14 protein-coding genes are annotated in these 16,674 nt (G+C 58.2%); all 14 read left to right on the top strand.

What is annotated here, in order from left to right; translation table 11 throughout:
- The first annotated feature begins 34 nt into the window (after positions 1 to 34).
- The 14 genes from mraY (at position 35) to WA922_RS06040 (ending at position 16,618) form a co-directional block, all read left to right on the top strand.
- Positions 35 to 1,105 (top strand): phospho-N-acetylmuramoyl-pentapeptide-transferase, encoded by a 1,071-nt coding sequence (gene mraY, locus WA922_RS06105; RefSeq protein ID WP_424770799.1) that lies wholly within the window; start codon positions 35 to 37, stop codon positions 1,103 to 1,105.
- Between the two features lie 7 nt (positions 1,106 to 1,112).
- A complete protein-coding gene (gene murD, locus WA922_RS06100) occupies positions 1,113 to 2,483 on the top strand; it encodes a UDP-N-acetylmuramoyl-L-alanine--D-glutamate ligase (protein WP_424770798.1) in 1,371 nt (456 codons plus the stop codon).
- A complete protein-coding gene (locus WA922_RS06095) occupies positions 2,473 to 3,726 on the top strand; it encodes an FtsW/RodA/SpoVE family cell cycle protein (protein ID WP_424770797.1) in 1,254 nt (417 codons plus the stop codon). Before murD ends, WA922_RS06095 begins: the two co-directional genes overlap by 11 nt.
- A complete protein-coding gene (gene murG, locus WA922_RS06090; protein ID WP_424770796.1) occupies positions 3,723 to 4,919 on the top strand; it encodes an undecaprenyldiphospho-muramoylpentapeptide beta-N-acetylglucosaminyltransferase in 1,197 nt (398 codons plus the stop codon). The genes WA922_RS06095 and murG overlap by 4 nt, the downstream gene beginning before the upstream one ends.
- A complete protein-coding gene (gene murC / locus WA922_RS06085; RefSeq protein WP_424770795.1) occupies positions 4,916 to 6,340 on the top strand; it encodes a UDP-N-acetylmuramate--L-alanine ligase in 1,425 nt (474 codons plus the stop codon). Before murG ends, murC begins: the two co-directional genes overlap by 4 nt.
- A complete protein-coding gene (gene murB / locus WA922_RS06080) occupies positions 6,337 to 7,308 on the top strand; it encodes a UDP-N-acetylmuramate dehydrogenase (protein WP_424770794.1) in 972 nt (323 codons plus the stop codon). The genes murC and murB overlap by 4 nt, the downstream gene beginning before the upstream one ends.
- Positions 7,305 to 8,312, top strand: coding sequence for a D-alanine--D-alanine ligase (locus tag WA922_RS06075; RefSeq protein WP_424770793.1), 1,008 nt, complete (start codon positions 7,305 to 7,307; stop codon positions 8,310 to 8,312). The genes murB and WA922_RS06075 overlap by 4 nt, the downstream gene beginning before the upstream one ends.
- Positions 8,299 to 9,198, top strand: a complete 900-nt coding sequence (locus WA922_RS06070; RefSeq protein WP_424770792.1) for a cell division protein FtsQ/DivIB — start codon at positions 8,299 to 8,301, stop codon at positions 9,196 to 9,198. The genes WA922_RS06075 and WA922_RS06070 overlap by 14 nt, the downstream gene beginning before the upstream one ends.
- Positions 9,198 to 10,478 (top strand): cell division protein FtsA, encoded by a 1,281-nt coding sequence (ftsA, locus tag WA922_RS06065; protein ID WP_424770791.1) that lies wholly within the window; start codon positions 9,198 to 9,200, stop codon positions 10,476 to 10,478. The genes WA922_RS06070 and ftsA overlap by 1 nt, the downstream gene beginning before the upstream one ends.
- A 121-nt stretch (positions 10,479 to 10,599) precedes the next feature.
- Positions 10,600 to 12,363, top strand: coding sequence for a cell division protein FtsZ (ftsZ, locus tag WA922_RS06060; protein WP_424770790.1), 1,764 nt, complete (start codon positions 10,600 to 10,602; stop codon positions 12,361 to 12,363).
- A gap of 98 nt (positions 12,364 to 12,461) precedes the next feature.
- Positions 12,462 to 14,174, top strand: coding sequence for an SPOR domain-containing protein (locus WA922_RS06055; protein ID WP_424770789.1), 1,713 nt, complete (start codon positions 12,462 to 12,464; stop codon positions 14,172 to 14,174).
- A gap of 217 nt (positions 14,175 to 14,391) precedes the next feature.
- Positions 14,392 to 14,898 carry a YbjN domain-containing protein gene (locus WA922_RS06050; protein WP_424770788.1) on the top strand — a complete coding sequence of 169 codons (507 nt, stop codon included), beginning with the start codon at positions 14,392 to 14,394 and terminating at the stop codon, positions 14,896 to 14,898.
- Between the two features lie 27 nt (positions 14,899 to 14,925).
- Positions 14,926 to 15,732, top strand: a complete 807-nt coding sequence (locus WA922_RS06045; protein WP_424770787.1) for a pyrroline-5-carboxylate reductase family protein — start codon at positions 14,926 to 14,928, stop codon at positions 15,730 to 15,732.
- A gap of 112 nt (positions 15,733 to 15,844) precedes the next feature.
- On the top strand, positions 15,845 to 16,618 hold the full coding sequence (locus WA922_RS06040) for a Bax inhibitor-1/YccA family protein (RefSeq protein ID WP_424770786.1): 774 nt from the start codon (positions 15,845 to 15,847) through the stop codon (positions 16,616 to 16,618).
- The last annotated feature ends 56 nt before the right edge of the window (positions 16,619 to 16,674 follow it).

Here is a 16,674-nt window from a genome sequence, read left to right as displayed (position 1 = left end):
GCCGTGAGGCGCTTCTGCCTCAAGAGGGACATTGATGCTCTATCTGATAGCCGAATGGCTAAATTTTGAAGGTATATTCAATCTGGTCCGGTACCAGACCTTCCGCTCGGGCGCGACGCTGATAACCGCGCTCGTTATTGGCCTCATCATCGGTCCGCGTTTTATCAATATGCTCCGCGTCCGTCAGGGCAAAGGCCAGCCGATCCGCGAAGATGGGCCGCAAAGCCATCTGGCAAAACGTGGTACCCCGACAATGGGCGGATTGATGATCATCATATCATTGGTGCTGTCGATGATGCTGTGGATGGATTTGCGCAATCCGTTTGTATGGGCCTGTCTGGCAGTAACCGCTGGCTTTGGCCTGATCGGCTTTCTGGACGATTATGACAAGGTTTCCAAAGCAAGCCATAAGGGGGTGTCGGGCAAAACGCGCTTGCTGCTGGAATTTATGGTAGCCGGTATCGCATCCTACATGATTGTCAGCCAGATCAGTACCAATCTTTACGTGCCGTTCCTGTCGGATGTATCGATCCCGCTTGGCCCGCTATATTACGTATTCGCGGCGGTCGTGATCGTTGGCGCTGGAAATGCGGTCAATCTGACCGACGGGTTGGACGGCCTGGCCACCATGCCAGTCATTATCGCGGCGGGTACCTTTGCAATTATCGCCTATCTTGTGGGGCGCGCTGACTTTTCGGAATATCTTGGTATTCCGCATGTACCCGGTGCGGGTGAGCTTGCAATTCTATGCTCGGCCATAATGGGGGCAGGGCTGGCATTTCTGTGGTTCAACGCGCCGCCCGCCGCAGTTTTCATGGGCGATACCGGCAGTCTCGCGCTTGGCGGGGCGCTCGGTGCGATTGCGGTGGCATCGCATCATGAAATTGTCCTGGCCATCGTCGGCGGTCTGTTCGTGATGGAAGCTTTGTCGGTCATCATTCAGGTGTTCTGGTTCAAGCGGACAGGCAAGCGGGTATTCCGCATGGCGCCTGTTCATCACCATTTTGAGCAGAAGGGCTGGGCAGAATCGACCGTGGTTATCCGTTTCTGGATCGTGTCGATTGTTTTGGCACTCATGGGGCTGGCAACGCTGAAACTGCGATGAACCGTTCATGATCACCTCGGCCGCCTTTCATGGCAAACGGTACGCCATACTGGGGCTTGCGCGCTCGGGCCTAGCGGCGGCGCAGGCTCTGCTGGCCAGCGGCGCGCGGATTACGGCGTGGGACCGCCAGGATATAGCCCGCGCGGCATTGACCGATGCCGTGTCGGAAGGCCGCGCAGAGCTGGCTGATCCACTCGCTCTTGATTTGACTGGCTATGACGGCGTGGTGGTATCGCCTGGCGTGCCGCTCAATACCCATCCCATTGCGGCGCATGCGGCCAGATATGGGGTGCCGGTAATTGGCGATATAGAATTGTTTGCATTGGCAAGAAGCAGCCTGCCGCCGCACAGGATTGTCGGCGTAACCGGTACGAACGGTAAATCGACCACCACTGCACTGATCCAGCATATGTGCAAAGAGGCTGGTCTGCCCAGTCTGATGGGCGGCAATATCGGCCTGCCGATCATGGCACAGCCCGCGCTGGAACCCAACCAGAATGGCGATGCCGTGTATGTGCTGGAGCTGTCGAGTTACCAGATCGACCTGACATATAATCTTGATTGCGACATCGGCATTTTGCTCAATATCTCACCCGATCATCTGGATAGATATGACAGTTTTGATGCCTATGCCGCAGCCAAAGCGCGGCTGTTTTCTATGATGGGACCGGGCAGTCCCGCCATCATTTCAGGCGCGGATCAAAAGTCCCTCGACATCATGCAGGCACTTGGAGCCGCTGGCCGCGCAGACGATGTCGTTGACCTGAGCCATTTGCCAGATGCCGATCAGCGGCGTTGGCCTGCATTGCAGGGCCCGCACAACCTGCAAAACGCGCTTGTTGCAGCATCTGCGGGCCACGCCTTGGGTATTAGCGATGCCGATCTCCACCGCGCGCTTGAATCCTTTGCAGGTCTGCCGCACCGAATGGAAATTGTTGCCGAGCATGCCGGTGTCACTTTCATCAATGACAGTAAAGCCACCAATCAGGCATCCTCTGCGCCCGCACTCGCCGCCTATCCGCCATCGCCCGATAAACGGGTCCACTGGATTGTCGGCGGTTTAGCGAAAGAGGACGGCTTGGGCGAATGCGCGCGTTATCTCGGTAATGTCGCTGCTGCGTACACAATTGGGGAATCTGGCCCGCGTTTTGCGGAACTGCTGGAAGGAACTGTTACCGTGCATAAGGCAGAGCTGCTATGCGAAGCGGTTGTCCGGGCAGTCAGAAACGCCAAAACGGGCGATGTGGTTCTGCTATCGCCTGCCTGCGCCAGTTTTGACCAGTTTCGTGACTACGAAAAACGCGGCGAACATTTCCGCCAGATCGTTTCCGCCCTTACCCATGACCGGCCGCCAGCAGGAGCTGCGCATGAACAATAGCCAGCCCTATATTCCGCGCGCGGACCGCAGCCCTTCGGCTGAACGCTATCAAAGCTCTCGCTATGCTGAACTGCGCATCTGGTGGCGCGAGATAGACCGGGCATTATTGTTTCTGGTGATGGCATTGATGGCAATTGGTACAGCTGCCGTCTTTGCTGCATCTCCTGCCAGTGCGCAGCGCCTTTCGACAGACGATGTGACATTGCCCGAACTGTATTTCTATTGGGCGCATATCCGCTGGCAGATTGTGGGTTTTGCAGTGTTGATCGGCGCTTCGATGCTATCGCGCGAGGATGCCCGCCGTCTGGGGGTGGTATTGGCGGGCTCTATGCTGTTCTTTTTGTTACTGGTGCCGCTGATCGGTTATGAGGTAAATGGCGCCAGACGGTGGATCAATCTGGGCATGCGTTTCCAGCCATCGGAGTTTTTGAAGCCCGGTTTTGCTATTATGCTGGCATGGATATTATCCTGGAGATTGCGTGATCCCAGTTTGCCGGTTTTGCGCACGGTCAGCGCCATCATGGTGCTGGTCGGCGGGCTGTTAATGCTGCAACCCAATCTGGGCGCGACGATCCTGTTTTGCGGCGTCTGGTTTGTCCTCGTGCTGCTGTCGGGGGTGCCGGTCCAGCGACTTGGCATGGTGGTCGCCGGTGCGTTTGGCCTGCTGACCGCTGCGTATTTCCTGTATGATAATGCGCGCCACCGGATTGACGCGTTTTTGGGCGGCGGGACCGCGTTTGACCAGGTCGATCTGGCGCAGCGCACCTTGCTGGCGGGTGGATGGACCGGCAGCGGTATCTGGCTTGGTGTGCGCAAGAACAAACTGCCAGAGGCGCATACCGACTATATCTTCTCAGTTATTGGCGAGGAATTTGGCTTGATTGCCTGTGCCGCCATCGTGATCATATACCTCGCAATCGTGATCCAGGTGCTCAAACGATTATCGGATGAGGATTCTCTTTTTACACTGCTGGCCGGTGCCGGACTGGTCACCCAGATCGGCGGACAGGCCTTCATCAACATTCTGGTCAACCTGCAATTGTTCCCTTCCAAGGGAATGACGTTACCCCTGGTGTCCTATGGCGGATCATCGACTATTGCAGTGTGCCTGGCTGTGGGACTATTGCTCGCGATAACACGGCGTAATCCATATTTGAAACGGCAATCGCCGGGACTGCGGACCATTATGGCCGATCACATATCGACTATTGGCGGGACATCTCGCGAGAGGAACAGCCCATGAGCGGCGCGAGCAAACATTTCGTTCTGGCTGCGGGCGGAACGGGCGGGCATTTGATCCCCGCTTTTGCTTTGGCGATAGAACTGGAAAAACGTGGCCATCACGTGGCGCTGATTACTGACGCGCGCGGTGCCAACATCCCTGGCAAACCGGAATTCCTGCCGGCGCATGTTCTACCCGCCGGCCGCATCACCAAAAACCCGCTGAGCTGGATTTCGGGCATTCGTTCGATTGTGGAGGGGCGGCGTATGGCGCTGCGCCTGTTTGAGAGTTTTAAGCCCAGCGCGGTAATCGGATTTGGCGGGTACCCGGCAGCGCCTGCTTTGCTGGCGTCTACGTCAGCAGAAATTCCGAGTGTGGTGCATGAGCAAAACGCCGTTCTGGGGCGAGTGAACCGGTTTCTTGCTGGCCGGGTACAGGCGATCGCTACCGCGTTTCCCGGTGTCAGGCGGCTGCGGCCCAAACATGCTGACAAAGTCCATCTTGTCGGCAATCCTGTCCGCCCCGAAGTGCTGCAGTTGCGCGATGAACCCTTTCCGCCATTTACCGAAGACGGTTTGCTGCGAGTGCTGGTCACCGGCGGCAGTCAGGGGGCGAGTGTCCTGTCGGATGTCGTGCCCGATGGCCTGGCAATGCTGCAACCTGCGCTACGGTCTCGTCTGCAAGTCACCCAGCAATGCCGAGCGGAGGATCTGGATACGGTGCGTGAACGCTATCGCACGCATGATATCCCCGCTGAGCTGGGCACGTATTTTGAAGATATGGCTGCGCGCCTTGCCGATGCCCACTTGTTTATCGGACGGGCAGGCGCCTCTACCATCGCGGAACTGACGGCGGTGGGCCGCCCCGCCATTCTGATCCCGCTGCCAATTGCAACCGATAATCATCAGGCAATCAATACCGGTGAAATAGTCAAGGCGGGAGGTGCGCGCGCAATCAAACAGCCATTTTTCACGGCCAAGGAACTGGCCAAACAAATTCAGGCGATGGCGCAGCGGCCCGATACGCTTGCCACGGCGGCTCATGCCGCTTGGAATTGCGGACGGCCCAAAGCGGTCGAGGATCTCGCCGATCTTGTTGAAAATGCAGGCGGCGCAGAAATGATGGATGTAATCCGCGTCGGCGCTGACAAAACGAGCGGCGCCAAGCAGACCGTTCGCATGCCAACCGGCGCAACGAAGGATGCTGCGCGATGAAGGGTGTTGCTACCGATATCGGGACGGTCCACTTCGTCGGGATAGGCGGCATCGGCATGTCCGGCATTGCCGAGGTGATGCACAATCTGGGATACACGGTACAAGGCTCTGACCTTGCCGAGAGCCCCGGCGTCGTGCGTCTTCGCGAGCGCGGTATCACGATCTGCATCGGCCACGCGAAAGAAAATGTGGACGGCGCAGCTGTGGTCGTCACATCCACTGCGGTGAGGCGGACCAATCCCGAAGTCGCCTATGCGCTGGAAAACCGCATTCCGGTTGTTCGCCGGGCAGAAATGCTTGCGGAATTGATGCGGCTGAAAAGCACGGTTGCGGTGGCTGGAACGCACGGCAAAACCACCACGACGAGCATGATCGCTGCGCTGCTGGATGCAGGCGCGGTCGATCCGACGGTGATCAATGGCGGGATCATCGAGCAATATGGTTCCAACGCGCGCATGGGTGACAGCAATTGGATGGTCGTGGAGGCCGACGAGAGCGACGGCAGTTTCCTGCGGCTCGATGGAACGATCGCTGTGGTGACCAATATCGATCCGGAACATCTTGACCATTATGGCGATTTTGACGGCGTCAAAGATGCGTTTGTGGAATTTATCCACAATGTCCCGTTCTACGGCGCCGCGATCCTGTGCATCGATCATCCCGAGGTACAGGCTGTGGTGGGCAAAGTCCGTGACCGGCGTGTGGTCACCTATGGCTTCTCGCTCCAGGCGGATATTTGCGGCGTCAATATACGCCCGGTAGACGGCGGAAGCGCCTTTGATGTCGTCGTCCGCCAGAGAGGCGAAGAAGACCGACGGATCGAAGGGGTTGAACTGCCCATGCCCGGCAGACACAATGTCCAAAACGCACTTGCCGCGATTGCGGTCGCGGTTGAAATGGGCTGCGCTGATGACGTCATTCGCGGTGGATTTGGCGAATTTACTGGCGTTCGCCGCCGTTTCACTCAAGTCGGCACCGCTTGCGGGGCGACGATCATTGATGATTACGCACACCACCCGGTTGAAATCCGTGCAGTGCTGGGCGCGGCGCGCGAAACGGTGTCGGCGCGCGGCGAGGGCCGTGTAATCGCGGTCATGCAGCCGCACCGCTATACGCGGCTGCATGATTTGATGGATGATTTCCAGAACTGCTTCAATGATGCCGACCGGGTTTATATCACACCCGTTTATGAAGCTGGCGAGGAGCCGATTGAAGGGGTGAGTTCGGCATCGCTGGTATCGGGATTAAAATCACGCGGACACCGCTTTGCCGCGTCGGTGTCGGACGAGCGCGATCTGGCAAAAAGAGTGGCCGGTGATCTGGAAGATAATGATATTGTTGTGTGTCTGGGCGCTGGTGACATCACCAAATGGGCGGCCAATCTGGCAGGCGCAATCGAGGCGGAAAGGGCGGAAAAATGACCGCTTATCAGGCTGGCGAGAGCGCGCATGATGATGATGGCTGCGCCCCTTCCTGTGCAGTTGGCGGGACCATTGATGCGCCCGTTTCGGTCGATGGTATTCGCGGCAAGCTGACAGCGCAGGCGCCGCTTGCCAGGCTGGTGTGGTTCAAATCGGGCGGCTGTGCCGACTGGTTGTTTGAACCGGTAGATATGAATGATCTGGCTGAATTCCTGGGTCGCTTGGACGGTAATTTCCCGGTTATGGCTTTGGGTCTTGGGTCCAATCTGATCGTTCGCGATGGCGGCGTCCCCGGTATTGTCATTAGGCTGGGTAAACCCTTTGCAACGGTGCGCGTTGCAGACGATCACGTCATTGCTTGTGGCGGCGGTGCGAGCGGCATTCTGGTGTCGTCCACCGCCCGCGATGCCGGGATCGCCGGTCTTGAATTTTTGCGCGGCATTCCTGGAACTGTGGGCGGGTTTGTGCGCATGAATGGCGGCGCCTATGGCCGCGAAGTGGCCGATATATTGATCGATTGCGATGTGACCCTGCCCAGCGGCGAAGCCGTGACGCTGCCGGCCAGCGATCTCGCTTACACATATCGCCATTCCGCCTTGCCCGGTGGAGCGGTTGTGACCGGTGCACGCTTTCAGGGAAGCGCGGGCGATCCGGTTGATATTGGCGCAGAAATGGACCGGATTGCGCAGGCCCGCGAGGACTCTCAGCCACTGCGTAGCAAAACGGGCGGCTCCACCTTCAAAAACCCCGATGGCCACAAGGCATGGCAGCTGGTGGATGAAGCAGGCTGCAGGGGTCTGACCATTGGCGGCGCACAAGTGAGCGAGAAACATACCAATTTCATGATCAATACAGGTGATGCGACCAGCGCAGATATTGAAGGGCTCGGCGAAGAGGTCCGCCGACGCGTCTATGCCCAATCGGGTGTCGACCTGGAATGGGAAATTCAACGAGTAGGGCGGCCATGAGCATGCTTGAAAAACTGCACATTGCAGTCCTGATGGGCGGCTGGGCCAATGAACGCCCTGTTTCGCTCATGTCGGGGGCGGGTGTCGCCGATGCGTTGGAAAGCCGCGGCCACACAGTGACCCGCATTGATATGGGCCGTGATGTTGCCGCGCGCATCGCAGACGCGCAGCCCGATGTCGTATTCAACGCTCTGCACGGCGTGCCGGGCGAAGATGGCACAGTGCAGGGCATGCTTGACCTGATGGGCATTGCGTATACGCATTCCGGCCTTGCCACATCGGTTGTCGCAATTGACAAGGTGTTGACCAAGCAGGCGCTCGTCCCTGCGGGCATACCTATGCCAGGCGGGCGTATTGTGGCGAGCGAAGATCTGTATGCGGGCGATCCGCTGCCGCGACCCTATGTTCTCAAACCGGTTAATGAAGGATCCTCTGTCGGGGTGGCGATCATCACCGATGAAAGCCATTGCGGCAACCCCATCCGGCGCGATGCGGCGGGGCCGTGGCAGGAGTTTGATAGTCTGCTGGCAGAGCCTTTCATCCGCGGGCGTGAAATGACCACAGCGGTTATTGATGGCCCCGATGGGCCGCGCGCGCTGACCGTCACCGAACTTGTACCAAAACGCGGATTTTACGACTTCGATGCCAAATATACAGACGGTATGACAGATCATATCTGCCCTGCCGATTTGCCGGACGCCATCACGCAGCTGTGCCTTGATTATGCAGTACGCGCACATCAGGTGCTCGGCTGCAAGGGGACCAGCCGGACAGATTATCGCTGGGATGATACGCGGGGTGAGGCCGGGTTGTTCGTGCTTGAAACCAATACGCAGCCAGGCATGACACCGCTCAGCCTGGTGCCGGAACAGGCCCAGCATTGCGGCATGGATTACGGTGATCTGGTCGAGGCAATTGTGGCCGAGGCTTTGCGCTGTCATACATTACATGGCCATAACACTGGCGATTTTGAGCAGAAGGAAGTACCGCATGGCGACGGTTAGACGCAAGGCAAAGGGCGTGCGCCGGTCAGCCGCTGCAACCAGCCGTGCCAATACAGCGCGCCGGGCGAAAGCGAAGACCGGTTCGGTCATGGATGCGGCGATGGCACTGCTGCCGTTTACCGAAGACCAGCTGCACCGTGTGTTTTTGGCAGTGATCATTGGCGGCGCAGCGGCGCTGGCGTGGTTCGTGGCCAGTTTGGCCGGAGTTCCTGCAATGGCTGGTCAGAAAGTTTCTGCACTGGCAGAAAATAGCGGTTTCGTAGTGCGCAATGTCACTTTGCGCGGTGTTGACCGGATGAACGAGCTCAAAGTGTATCAGCGGGTGCAACTGGGCCAGCCCATGACCGACGTCAATTTGGAAGCGATCCGGTCTGACCTGCTGGAGCTCAACTGGGTCAAGGATGCCCGTATTTCCCGTCAATTGCCCAATGTGGTGGTGGTCGATATCGTCGAGCGGACCCCGCATGCAGTATTGAAGCAGCCCGATCGTTTTGTGCTGATTGATGCAGAGGGTCACGATCTGGAGCCGATATCAGAAACCAATGCCAAAGGTATGCTGGTGATTTCCGGCCCCGGTGCGCGCAAATATGTCAGGGAATTGGCCGATCTGCTCAATGCCGCTCCGGCGCTACGCCCGCAGGTTGCAGAGGCCGAATGGATCGGCAATCGCCGTTGGAATTTGACCTTTGGAACAGGGCAGATGCTGGCCCTGCCCCAGGGCGAAGATATTTCTGCTGCCGCATTGGTGCAGTTTGCCCAGCTCGATGGAAAAAGCCGCCTGCTCGGCGGAAAAGTTGCCACATTTGATATGCGCGCGCCCGAGCGGATTTATATGCGTATTCCAGGCCGTGCCAAAGAAAGATTGAATACAGGCGGGGGCAGCTGATGGCGATGCCGCGTATCAGCAAGGTTTTTGGTGCCGTGAATGTTGGATCCTTCCGCATCTCGGCAATGATAATGGGCCTTTCCGAAACGGGAGAGATGATTGTGCTGGGGTCCGGTCACCGCGCCAGCCAAGGGATTAAACGCGGCTATGTGACGGATATGGTTGCTGCAACCTACGCCATCCGCGACGCGGTAGAGCGCGCCGAGAAAAATGCAGGTGCCAGCGTCTCCAGCGTCTGGATCGGCTGCGCCGGGGCCGGGCTCGCCAGCCAGATCGCCAAAGTCGAAATTGATATTGGCGGCCGCCGGATTGAGGAAGAAGATATCGAGCAATTGCTGGTGACTGCCCGCGATTCAATCCAGCCCGATGGCCGCATGGTGCTCCACGCGCAGCCAGCCCATTACACGCTTGACGGCGCGCATGGTGTGGCCAATCCCAAGGGGCTGCATGCAGAACGGCTTGGCGTCGATATTCACGTCATGCTGGCTGACGGTGCACCGATACGCAATATGATAGAGGCGGTGCAGAACGCCCATCTTGATGTGGAAAGCGTGGTTGCTGCGCCGATTGCGGGCGGTTATGCCTGCCTCAGCCCCGAAGAGCGCGAGCTGGGTACGGCATTGATAGAGATCGGGGGTGATGTAACCAACGTGTCGGTCTATGCAGCCGGTATGCTGCTCGGGCTCAAGGCAATACCGCTGGGCGCGGCAGATATCACCGATGCGATTGCCAGCGCGTTTGGGATCAGGCGTTTTCAGGCAGAACGGCTGAAATGCGTTGCCGGGTCGGCCATTGCAAGCCCGACTGATCACCGCGAAATGATACCGATTGGCGGCCCTGGCGATAATGGCGCGGGGCCCGCAGCGCGCGGCGCTGATGACAAAAACCGTATCCCGCGGGCTGAGCTGGTATCTGTTGTTACAGAGGAATTGTCACGCCTGACAGATGCGATCAACAAGGCGCTGAAGGAACTGGGTTTTGCCGGCGCGCGCGGAAATCAGGTTGTGCTGACCGGCGGCGGCGCCGAACTGGCCGGTATTGCCGAATTCACGCAAAGCGCGCTGGGCAGGCCAGTGCGAATTGGCAAGGCATTGTCATTGCGCGGTTTGCCGGAGGCACATTCGACACCGGGTTTCGCGACGCTTTCAGGTCTTTGCCTGTATGCGGCGGATGATCCAGTGGATATTCGCGCGATCCAGTCGCGGCATCAGGAAACCGTCACAGCCACCGGTACGGCAATGGCCGGAAAGGTTTTTCGTGCGCTTAAGGAGTATTTCTAAGTCAGCCGAACTTATCCACCGCTGTGGATAAGAACATTAACCCTATGCACGGGCGATTCGGTTTGTGCCAAACTAGAAACAGTTTTCAATAATTGTGTATTTTCCCTTGGAGGGACACCCAATGAGTATCAATATCGGCCCAGCAGCGTCTGACGAACTTCGCCCAAAAATTACCGTGATCGGTGTTGGCGGCGCGGGCGGAAATGCGATTGCCAATATGATCGCAGCGCAGATTGAAGGCGTCGATTTCATTGTCGCCAATACCGATGCGCAGGCGCTCAATACTGCGGCTGCCGATATGCGCATCCAGCTTGGCCCGGAAATAACCGGCGGTCTGGGTGCAGGCGCGCGGCCGGAAGTGGGCAAGGCCGCTGCGGAAGAAACGGTCGGAGATATTGAAGACGCGCTGGAAGGCGTGAATATGTGCTTCATCGCAGCCGGGATGGGCGGCGGGACCGGTACTGGCGCTGCGGCAGTAATTGCCGAGGCCGCTCGCCGGAAGGGCGTTCTGACGGTCGGTGTGGTCACCAAACCGTTTCTGTTCGAAGGCGTGCGCCGGATGCGCGCTGCAGAAGCGGGTATTGAAGAGCTGCAAAAGCATGTCGACACTCTGATCGTCATCCCGAACCAGAACCTGTTCCTGATCGCCAGCGCCGATACGACCTTTAAGGAGGCATTTCAGCTCGCTGATGAGGTTCTGCAGCAGGGCGTGCGGTCGATTACCGATCTGATGGTCATGCCTGGCCTAATCAATCTCGATTTCGCCGATGTGAAGTCGGTGATGGAGGAAATGGGCAAGGCGATGATGGGTACAGGTGAGGGTGAGGGTGAAAACCGTGCTCTGGAGGCGGCAGAGCGCGCCATCGCCAACCCGCTGCTTGATGGTGTGTCGATGCAGGGCGCAAAGGGTGTCATTATTTCGATTATCGGCGGCGAGGATATGAAGCTGCTCGAAGTGGACGAGGCGGCCAATCATATTCGTGAATTGGTTGATGAAGACGCCAATATTATCTGGGGCTCTGCATTCAACCCTGATCTCGATGGCAAAATCCGCGTTTCGGTTGTTGCCACAGGTATTGAGCCGGGTTCCGGCATGGTAGATGGTTCGGGCGAGACGCATTCGCTATCGCTGGGCGGAGGCCGCGCGCCGAAACGCCCGGTACTGGACCTTCCAGAGGAGGATGAAAGCGTTGCACGCGCGCCCGCCCCTGCTCCGGCCGAGCGTAAGGCTGTTCCGCAGCCTTTCGCTGATCTGACGCTTGGCGAAGACGACGAAGATGACGATGACGATGATGTAAATGAAATCGTTGACCCTTTGGCCGGGCTTCGTCGGGCTCAAGCAAAGCCTGAGCCTAAGCCCGAGCCTGAGCCTGAGCCTGAGCCTAAGCCTAGGCCTAAGCCCGAGCCCGAGCCCGAGCCTGTCATATCACCGACTGCAGAAAACGAGGCGCCAGGCGCTGAGGTTGAGGACGACATTGACGATTGGGGCGATACTTCCGGTGCACCCGGCCCGGTGAGCTCTTCCAGTGATACCGAGCCGCTCGATCTTGTCGCAGAAGCAGACGAGCCGCAGGATGATCTGCTGCGCAATGCCGATGCGCTGTCTGCCGGAAATGAACCGGTGAAGCAGGGGGACGGCCGCAGGCGCGGTCTTGTTGCCGGGGACGGCGACAAAGATGCTGAAAGCGGAGGCGGTGCCGCTGGTGCAGGGGCTGCTTCGGACGGCGGCGCGGTGGCCGGGAAAACGCTGTTCGAGCGGATGGCCAATCTGTCACGTAGCACAAACAAAACTGACGCGGGCGAGGACGATGATGATGGTGAAGACGGCGATGACGGATCTTCGCTCAATATTCCGCGCTTCCTCGGCCGGCAAAACAACCAATAACTGCACCGTGACAGCTGACATATTTGTCCGTTTTCAACTGGTTCATGCTAGGATGGGTAGTGACCATTAATCTGCCACGATGAGAAGGTTGGTTTCCCGTGCCTTTTGCCGGAACAATTGACGCCTATTCGCGCGCTGCAAAGTCACTGGCCTTCGGAGGCGTGCTTGCGGCCATCACGCTCGGTGCGCCTGTTGCGGCGCAAACATCGGACGGGTTCGTATCACGCGAAGTGGTGCAGCAATTACCACCTGCAGAAGTGACGAAGCTCAATGCGGCATTGCGCAAGCTGGCGCGCAATTCGCAAGATGTGAATGCACTGATTGACGCTGGAAATGCGTCGCTCGGCGTGAATGATATTGATGCGGCGATCGGTTTTTTTGGGCGGGCAGATGATCTCTCTCCCAATAATCCGCGCGTCAAGCTGGGGCTGGCGGCGGCATTTGTTCGCACCCAGCGGCCCATAGATGCGCTGGCTCTGTTTAACGAGGCAGAGCGGGCGGGCGTTGCGGCGGGCGCGTTGGCGACCGATCGCGGCCTTGCCTATGATCTGGTGGGCGATAATGCTTCTGCGCAGCAGCTTTATATTCAGGCGCTTGGCAACAATAGCGATAGTGAGACCCGCCGCCGGTTTGCTTTGAGCCACGCCATTACCGGTAACCGCAAAGAATTTGAGGCGGTCTTATTGCCGCTGCTTGAGGCCCAGGATTTCGCATCGTACCGGACGCGCGCATTCGGGCTTGCTATTCTGGGAGAGGAGGATGAAGCCATAAGCATCACCGAGGCGGTCATGCCGCGTGATATGGCGGCGCGGATTACGCCCTATTTGCGATATATGCGGCGGCTAACCAAGGCGCAGCAAGCCGCCGCTGCCAATCTCGGCATTTTTCCGCGTGCTGCGCAAATCGGCCGCGATACACCGCAAATCGCGCGTTACGCCGGGACCGCGCGGGCAGGGCGTGATGCCGATGCCCGGCTGGCCCCTCAGGGAGAGCCGCTTGGCCCCAGACCCGCCAATGCGAACCCAAGCCTCCCCTCTGACGGTGGGGCAAGCGCAGTCGCTGCCGCAGAACCGGCTGCAGAGCCTGCGCGCGTCGCCAAAGTGGATCTGGAAGCGGCGACGGATCCCTTCACGCGGACCCGCACACGCAACCGTGTCCCCGCTGCGGTCAGTCCGTCTGCTGCATCGCCAGAAGCGGCCCCGGCACAGGCTGCAGCCGCACCACCACCCGAACCGTCGGCACCAGTGATCGCGGAGGCGTCTACGCCATCAATCTCTGCGGCGCCGCGCCCTGACAGCTTCGATTTGGCCAATGTGGGCACGCGGCAGGTTGAGGCCGTGACGTCAATTGACGTCGTTGCCTCCCAGCCTGCAAAGCCCGAAAGCGTGGCGGAAGCGTTCGCCAATCTTGATCTTGATCCGGGGCCGGCGACGCGGCCGAGCGGCGGGGTTGATATCACTGCGATTGACCCGCCGCGTGAAGTCGAACGGCCAGCGTCTGCCACATCCGCACAGCCCGAAGCGTCCAGGCCTGAAAAGCCTGACCATCCGCGCCGTTTTTGGGTTCAGATCGCCACTGGAAAAGATACCAGTGCATTGCGGTTCGACTGGCGGCGCATCAACCGCAAAGCTGGCGGCGCGTTGGACGGTAAAGGTCCGTTCGTAACGCCTTGGGGACAATCAAACCGCCTGCTTGCCGGGCCGTATGACAGTTCCCGCGCGGCGCGTAATATGATGAATTCGCTAAAAGAAAAAGAGATAGACAGCTTCACTTTCACCAGTCCGGAGGGGCAGGAAATCAACACGCTGTAGATCAGGCTGTAGATCACGCTGTAGATCTTTGCCTGATCGGACTGACCCGCGTCAGAGCGGCTTTTGCACAGTGTATAAACAGGCAATTTTACTTCTCCCCAGCACTGCGAAGCCGTGCCATTGCGCTCAATCCGGCGCGCGGTCAGTTGGTCCTCATGACCGGTAGAACCCCCGCCAAACCACAGTGTACAACCGCATTTAAGCAGAGCGGGTCGGTATGAGGTCCATCCAACCCGCATTTCCCGGAAATGATGACGCGGCCCCCGTCGATATGCTGGCAGCTCTCTTCGAAGCGCGCGGATGGCCATTTGAAGCGTTGTCAACCGAAGAGATATCGGGCGAAATTCAAGGCAGCTGGGCGAAATATCAATTGCGCGCCATTTGGCGGGCAGAGGATAAGGTCCTGCAGTTGCTGTGTCTGCCCGATGTTCGCGTGGCGAAGGATAAACGCAGCAATGCCTATGAGCTGCTCGCGCTGGTGAATGAGCAAATGTGGCTTGGGCATTTCGATATCTGGTCCACCGGCCACGTGCTGGTCTATCGCAACGGCGTGATGCTCGGCAATGAGGGTTTGCTGAGCCTTGATCAGGCGCAGGCCATGATCGAGACGGCGGTGGAAGAATGCGACCGGTTTTATCCGGCGTTTCAGTTTGTGGTGTGGGGTGACAAGGCCCCGCGTGATGCGCTGGATAGCGCGCTTGTTGATGCCGCGGGTGAGGCTTAAGGCCGTCCGTAAAAACAAGGGCAGGCTATGCAGTTCAAGAAAATATTGATCGCCGGGTTTGGCACCATGACCGGGGCGATGGTGGATGGATGGATGGCAGCGGGGTATCCGGTATCCACATTCGAAGTCTACCACCCTTCCAAAACCCATGTGGATCATGGGCTTACGATCCATAATGACTGGCCGCAGACGGGTTTTGATGCGGTTTTGTTGGGCGTGAAACCGCATATGCTCGATGAAGTTGCGGGCGGATTGGAACCCCTTACTGCAACGGGTGCGACCGTCCTTTCGGTGCTGGCGGGGATTGAACTGTCCAGCCTTCGTGACCGTTTCCCGCATGCCGCCGGAGTGGTGCGGTTCATGCCCAATCTTGCGGTTGCTTTGCGCAAATCGCCCAATGCGCTGATTGCCGAAGGGCTTGACGATGATCGCCGCACAGCCGTCACCCGGCTGGCCGCCGATATCGGCACTGCGGAATGGCTGGAGGATGAAAGCAAGTTTGATCTGGTGACGGCTCTTGCAGGCTCTGGTCCTGGCTTTGTCTACCGCTTTATCGATGCCTTGGCGGCGGGCGCGGCAAAATTGGGCCTGGATGAGACGCAATCGGTGCGTCTGGCCACGGTTATGGTCGATGGCGCTGCCGCTTTGGCGTCAGCATCCGATGATGGACCCGGCGATCTGGCGCAACGCGTCGCAAGCCCGGGTGGCATGACGCAAAAGGGGCTCGATGTGCTTGATGCGGATGACGCCTTGCGAAATTTGCTGACTGAATGTTTACGCGCTGCCCGCGATAGGGGCTTGGAAATGGCGGAACTTGGCCGCAAACAGAGTTAACATAATCGAACGGCAAAATGTGCGGTTTTGCTTGAAAAACGCTGCGTAAATCCCGATATTGCCATCAGAGCCGGAATCTATCGGGATCCCGGGAAAAGGAGTTATATTTGATATGGCTGATTGGAACGACACCCGTCAGGAAAGAAGCGGGTTCGGCAACATGTCCGGCACCGTAGGGGACGTCGGGACCCGTGCCGTTTTTGACGAGGGCCTGCGCAAGCACATGCTCTCAATCTATAATTATATGACATCGGGCGTTTTGCTGTCCGGTATCATTGCAATGGTCTTCGCCAATGCCGGCTATGCCGCTGCGATGGTGGGTAGCCCGATCATGTGGCTTGTGGTGTTGTCACCGCTCGCGATCGTATTTGCGATGAGCTTTGGCCGCAACAAATTCAGCACGGCAACGTTACAAATCATGTTCTGGGCGTTTGCGGCCCTGATGGGCGTATCGCTCTCGACAATCTTCCTGCGTTATACAGGCGGATCGATTGCGGTGACATTCTTTGCCACCTCGGCGGCGTTTGCGGGCCTTAGCCTGTTTGGTTACACCACCAAGAAGAACATGTCCGGTATTGGCAGCTTCCTGATCATGGGTGTTATCGGACTGCTCGTTGCGATGATCGCCAATATGTTCATTCAATCCGCACCGCTGATGTACGCCATAAGCTTTATCGGTGTGCTTATTTTTGCCGGTCTTACGGCTTATGACACGCAGCGGTTGAAGCGGGAATATCTGGCTGTCCAGCACGCAAAGATCACGAATCCGGCCGTGGCAGAGCAATATCCGGTCGGCAAGATGGTCATTCTGGGCGCGCTGACGCTGTATCTGGACTTCATCAACATGTTCCAGTTCCTGCTCAGTTTCCTGGGTAGCCAAGACTGATATTGCCACGCATCACTGTAAAATAACGCATTGAACCAAAATTGAGATGCCCGGAG

The organism is Pontixanthobacter sp. (assembly GCF_049682855.1).
Lineage (GTDB): Bacteria > Pseudomonadota > Alphaproteobacteria > Sphingomonadales > Sphingomonadaceae > Pontixanthobacter.
Note: the sequence above shows the minus strand (reverse complement) of the source record. Positions and strands in the feature narration are given on the sequence as shown.